Origin of the sequence: Sphingobacterium shayense, from assembly GCF_013179575.1 — a bacterium.
GTDB lineage: Bacteria > Bacteroidota > Bacteroidia > Sphingobacteriales > Sphingobacteriaceae > Sphingobacterium > Sphingobacterium shayense.
Genome location: NZ_JABMCQ010000199.1, coordinates 1 through 6,176, shown reverse-complemented (window position 1 = coordinate 6,176; position 6,176 = coordinate 1). Strand labels below are relative to the sequence as shown.

Sequence of the window (6,176 nt, the reverse complement as noted above, 5' to 3'; positions counted from 1 at the left end):
GGATATTAGGAACGATCTTTTAGATCGATGGCATCCAGAATGGGAAGATAGAAAGAACGAACTAGTATTCATAGGGCAGAATCTTGATAAAGAAACGTGTATAGAAGAATTGGAACGCTGTCTGTTGACTGAAGAGGAGGCCTCTGGCTGGCGTTTTACAACTTGGACGGATGAGTTTCCAGAAAACTTTTAAAATGTGGCGATATGGTTGAAAATTCCTATTGATACATGTTGTTTTTATATGTCAGCGAAATCAATCTTTCCATGTGAAAGGCACTGGAAGTGCGGTAGAATGTAGCGTCATTTTTTTGAAAATAACTACCCTCTACATCAGAAAATCCTTGATAACCGGATGAAAAAGTTTATTTTTGGTTGACTAACGCAATAGACTTGAGTAACCATACCATTATATTGAAAGAACTGGCTCTGGGCAGCCAAAGAGCATTACGCACACTATATGATCTATATTTTCCTATGGTGTATCAGCTCGCTTTTAATATCGTGGACGACGAAGATTATGCTCGCCAGATAGTTCAAGATACATTTCTGAAGTTATGGTCAGTGCGCGCAGACTTGAACGAAGAAAGTAACATCCGTGCATTTATATTTGTCATTTGTCGAAACAAAAGTTTTAACCTTTTGAAAACCTTGAAACGCGAAAGGTTTGTATTTCGAGAAATATCAGCGAATGATTACGGAGATTTTGTCACGGATAATAGTTTCATTGAGAAGGAAATTGAGGAAGCTTTGGAGCGTGTCATTTGTAAGCTTCCAACCAGACAGCAACAGGTGTTTCGAATGAGTCGTATTGACGGCTTGACACACAAAGAAATTTCTACGCGGCTTTCGATTTCTACCAACACGGTTAAAAATCATCTTGTTTGCGCATTAAAGGTGATCCGACGGGAGTTTCCGATGAACGACAAGTTTTCAGCTCCGTTTTCTTTTTTTATTTTACACTTTTTTTTCCAATAGACTAGTCCTTCCCCTTATCCAAAGTTGTTCTTATAATGAACAGGCTTCATTATGAATAAGGATAACGTAGATAAATTAATACAGCGTTTTTTTAAGAACCGAAAGGATCATCATAACAATGATGAGCTGATCGATATGTTCACCAATAATCCGTCGGAAAACCTACAGCAGAAATTTTTTGATTATTATCAAAAATACGGCAAAAAAATTCAGGTCGACGAAACGGAAAAGGAAGCGATATGGGACTCCATCTCAAAGGAATTGCCTTCCACAGGTAACTCGAACAGGGGATGGTTGTTAGTTGCCGCGGCGGTCGTCGGTAGTATGATTATGTTTGCTTTGCTATATAATTTTCACTTGGGTAGTTCTGGGCAGCAAGTTTCGAAACTTGCGGAACATATAACACTCAAATCAGAGTCAGGTAAAATATATGCAAGTACTATTACGGGGACACAGTTAGAACCCGTTGCTGAGGCGCAGCTATCGATATTTGGTATTCAGCGCGATACAACAGGTAAGATAGCCATCGCAGCGAGTGCTGCTGATCGGCTATTAAGCACACCTCACATGACCATAAAAAGCAAAGCCGGAATCGAGCGAATCGAGCTTGCGGACGGTACAAATGTTTGGCTTAACCATAACTCAACGATGAGCTTTCCTTTAATATTTAAAGGGAGGGAACGAGTCGTGACTGTCGTTGGGGAGGCTTATTTTGAAGTGGCTCACAATGCTGAAAAGCCTTTTTTGGTACGTACTGCAGAAAGTACAACGAAAGTTTTGGGTACGCATTTTACCGTTTCCGCCTATCCTGAGGCTTCAGAAAGTGTAACGCTGTTGGAGGGGAGCGTTGTCGTCTCTAGCAAGAGAAGTACACTCAGGCTATCGCCAGGGGAGCGGGCGACGTACGACAATGGTAAATTGGAGCGATCGACGGTGGATACCACGGACCTCTTAGCATGGCAGCAAGGTTATTTTAAGTTCGACGATTTGACTATCGAGCAATTGATGGATGAAATAAAAGTCTGGTATAACGTAAAAGATGTTGTTATTAAAGCGAAAAGTTTAGATCGTTTTTCCGGAACCTATAAAAAGTCGGAAAGAATTGACGATCTATTGCGAAAGCTTGAACGGGTATCAAATCTAAAATTCACGACGAAAAAAGGAGGAATATATGTTTTAGATAAATAAAACTATAAGAAAGCGGAGATGCTGCAACATCTCCGCGGCAATTAACTGACCAAAATTTATACTACTTAATCAATTAATTTATACCTACTCAAATGTATAAAGAATCTAATGTATTATGGCATTTCCTGTTTAGGAAATTTGTCAAAACCTTGATTTGTATGAAACTAATCATTGTGCTACTTTGCATAACAGCTGTTCATGTTTGTGCTGCAGGTTATGGACAAAATGTGACTTTAAAGACGGAAGGAGCGACCCTTAAAACCGTCTTAGGAAAGATCCGGAAGCAGACAGGGAAGGATTTCCTTTATAATAGCCGTTTGGTAAATGAAGATCAACGGGTTTACTTAGACATACGGAATGTGCCCTTAAAAGCCGTGTTAGAGAAAGTGCTGGGAGATAAAAATTTGACCTACGAATTTTCGGGGGGCACCATATTGATCCATCCGAAAAAGCAGATCAATGGCAGCGTTGTGAAGCAACGCTCGTTACAGGGAACTGTTCTGTCTTCAAGTGGACAGGTGATTGTTGGGGCAAGTGTTACCCTAATTAATGCCAACCAAGAGACCTCAAGCGATGCAAATGGGCATTTCGAGTTCGACAGAGCACCGGCTCAAGGAGAGCTGCGAATCAGCTACATAGGATTCCAGACCAAAACCCATTCCTATGATGGATTTGAAAATCTTTCGATCACATTGTCACCAAGCTTGGAAACCCTTGATGAGGTTGTCGTTGTGGGATACGGGACGCAGCGTAAGTCTGATCTGACAGGGTCAATTGTCGGTGTGCAGGCTAAAGATTTTACTAAAGGAGCAAATATCAATGCTTTTCAGCTTATCAATGGAAAGGCGCCAGGGGTGACAATTAGCCAAACGAGTTCGGCACCAGGCGCAGGAACAAAAATTCAAATTCGTGGTGCGGGATCCATAAATAGTAATAACGATGCACTAGTTGTTGTAGATGGCCTCCCGGGGATTGATCCAGCCAGTCTGAGTCCCGATGATATTGAATCCATAGATGTTTTGAAGGATGCATCTGCCGCAGCAATATATGGCACGCGGGCCGCAAATGGAGTTGTTCTTATCACAACGAAAAAAGGCAAATCAGGGGTAGCCCAAATGCGCTATGATAATTATGTTGGCATGCAAAATGTCTCAAAAAAACTAGATGTCCTTAATGGACGCGAGTATATGGAAGTACTCAACGGCATACGAAAGGACGCTGGACGGGATCTTATATATAGTGCTGAGGAAATCGAAAAAGTTGGTGAAGGTACAAACTGGCAGAATGAATTATTCCAAAAAAATGCGATAGTACAGAATCACCAAATAAGTTTTTCAGGAGGAGGGGACAAAAGTAGGTTTTACAGTGGGGTGAATTATTTTGGACAGGATGGCTTGGTGAGGAATTCTGGGTATGACAAGCTTAATTTTCGAACTAATTTGGAGTTTAGGCCAAAAGATTTTATAAAATTTACCATTAACGGTAACTATACGCGGGGTAAACAGAAGGCGCTATACGCTTCAGGTGGCGTCAACGAGAACGCTGGGGCATTAAATTCGGCAATACAGTTTGATCCTACTTTGCCAGCGGGTAAAGATGCGAACGGGCGATATTATCTTAATAACTTTATCGCACTGGATAATCCACTGGCCTTAATAAATGGCATTGAGCAGAACAATTTAAATAATACGTTTTATGGCTCGTTTACCACCGATATCACGTTCTTTAAGGGATTTACTGGAACAGTCAGGCTTGGTGGAAGTACAGCGAATTCCATGCAGTCAAGGTATACGGACCGCAGTACAATAAATGGACTCTCTAGCGGTGGAATCGGTATGAAGAACGCATCCAGCGGTTATCAGTGGCTGGGAGAGTTTATTGCAAATTATCAATATACATCGGGAGCTCACGATCTTAAGGTGATGGCTGGAACGACGTTTGAAGAGTTTGGAGCCGAGGGAGTCGGTGCTAGCGCTATGCGTTTTTTATCTGATGTGACATCGTATAACTTACTTCAAAGCGGAGACGGCGATAAAAGTGATTTGGTTGAATCCTCCAAGAGCCGCAACAGGCTAAATGGGATCTTAGGACGTGTTAACTACAACTTTGATGGTAGATACCTGGTAACGGCATCGCTTAGGGCGGATGGTACTTCTAGATTTTCTGATGATAGAAAATATGCTGTTTTCCCATCGGGAGCGTTAGCATGGAGGATAAGTGAAGAAGACTTCCTCGCTGATTGGAAAGATCGCGGAAACAGTCTTAAACTTAGATTGGGGTATGGTCAACTAGGAAATCAGGGTATCTCAAATTATCAGACGATCAATACACTTGTAGCGTCCGGAAATGCGGTTTTTGGAAGTGAAATATACCAAGGCGTTGTGCCTGCGCGTTTGCCCAATAGAAACCTTAGATGGGAGACGACAGAAGAGATTAATATTGGAGTCGATTTCGAGCTTTTAAAGGGTAGAATAAGCGGCTCGGTAGATGCGTTTAAACGTAATACCAAGGATCAGCTATTTAGTAAGCCAATACCTTCCGTTGTAGGCTTCAGCAGTTATATGGTGAACTATGGGAATGTCGAAAATCGAGGGATTGATTTTCAACTTAACTCCAAAAACTTTCGACGTCCAACTTGGCAGTGGGATACCCAGTTGAACTTAGCGCTCCTGAAAAATGAAGTAAAAGAATTACCCGATTTCATTCCGCAGTTAATAACCGGAGGAATCGCTAGCTTCATCTCCAATTATCAATTAGTAGAACGAGGACATGCAATGTTATCTTTTTATGGGTTTGAAACCGACGGCATTTTCCAAAACGAACAGGAGATTGTGAATTCTGTACAGCCTAATGCTAAACCGGGGCACATCCGTTTCGTCGACCAAAACCAAGACGGTAAACTGGACTTGAACGATCGAACAATTTTAGGTAAACCTTTTCCTACGTTGAATATGAGTTTGTCGAATAGTTTCCGTTATAAAAATATCAGTCTTGATTTCTTGCTTCAATATGTAGGTGGAATTAGCATGTTAGATGCAAACGTCACCGAAACATTATACCCGACGAATGAATATCGAAATAGACTCGCAAATTATCTGTTAAATCGTTGGACGCCGGAGAACCCTAGCTCTAAGTACCCGAGTGCGGTCAATCCTACAATGTATGGTGGTGATTATATTATTAATTCCATGACCATTCAAGATGCTTCTTTTTTGCGGTTGAAAAATGTCAATATAAACTATGAACTTTTTTCCGGTGGTGAGAAAATCAATAGGTTAAATGTTTTTTTATCGTTAGAAAACCTAATGACATGGACAAAATATGAAGGATATGACCCTGACGCATCAGCAACTGGAACTAGTTCAACTTCTAAAGTCGCATACAACAGCTATCCTCTCGCGCGAACAGTGCGTGTGGGCGTTAACCTAACCCTTTAACTTGAAAATCATGAAAATACAACTTGGAAAATATATAATGCTCTTGGCCTTAATAATTGGGGGCTCGGGATGTAACTCTTTTTTGGAGGAAGAAGTGTATACGGAATATGATCCGGATAAGTTCTTACAAGATGAGACCGGTATAGATGCATTGCTGACGGGAGCTTATGCGCGTTCACGGATCATAGGATACGACCACAGGAACTATACCTATATGATGAACGAATTTAATACAGATATTGCTTTCGAGACAGGCGGAGGTTTAGAAAAAGATGCAGCACCGTTTATTCAGTTCACTTGGGCAGTAAACAATAGCTTTCTAAATTCGTTTTGGCAAAAAATGTATCAAGCAGTGGCAAGTGCAAATTCTGTCATCGTTTTGACTGATCAAGTTACAGGTTTAGATCCCGAAAAGGTAAATAGAGTAAAAGCAGAGGCTCGGTTTATACGAGCAGTTTCCTATTATTATTTATATAATACTTTTGGCCCGACTCCCGTAGTCGATATACCGGTCGGAGCAACACCGCAGGAGATTGAAGAACTTGGGAAAAACACACCTCGCGCCGATAAGACAAC

At 41.3% G+C, this 6,176-nt stretch carries 5 protein-coding genes; all 5 read left to right on the top strand.

The genetic code is table 11. From position 1 onward, the window contains the following. The coding region (locus HP439_RS17005; protein WP_172391535.1) for a GTP-binding protein at positions 1 to 193 on the top strand (193 nt) is incomplete at its 5' end. Positions 194 to 390: 197 nt separating this feature from the next. After that, positions 391 to 975 carry an RNA polymerase sigma factor gene (locus HP439_RS17000; protein WP_172391534.1) on the top strand — a complete coding sequence of 195 codons (585 nt, stop codon included), beginning with the start codon at positions 391 to 393 and terminating at the stop codon, positions 973 to 975. Between the two features lie 51 nt (positions 976 to 1,026). After that, positions 1,027 to 2,163, top strand: a complete 1,137-nt coding sequence (locus HP439_RS16995) for a FecR family protein (RefSeq protein WP_172391533.1) — start codon at positions 1,027 to 1,029, stop codon at positions 2,161 to 2,163. 158 nt (positions 2,164 to 2,321) lie between these two features. Further along, positions 2,322 to 5,600 (top strand): TonB-dependent receptor, encoded by a 3,279-nt coding sequence (locus HP439_RS16990; RefSeq protein ID WP_172391532.1) that lies wholly within the window; start codon positions 2,322 to 2,324, stop codon positions 5,598 to 5,600. 10 nt (positions 5,601 to 5,610) lie between these two features. Then, a partial coding sequence (locus HP439_RS16985) for a RagB/SusD family nutrient uptake outer membrane protein (protein WP_172391531.1) occupies positions 5,611 to 6,176 on the top strand: 566 nt, incomplete at its 3' end.

Excerpts from the sequence above, each read along its gene's own strand:
- HP439_RS16990 (WP_172391532.1), top strand. The coding sequence starts at position 2,322 with ATGAAACTAATCATTGTGCTACTTTGCATAACAGCTGTTCATGTTTGT.
- HP439_RS16995 (WP_172391533.1), top strand. The coding sequence starts at position 1,027 with ATGAATAAGGATAACGTAGATAAATTAATACAGCGTTTTTTTAAGAAC.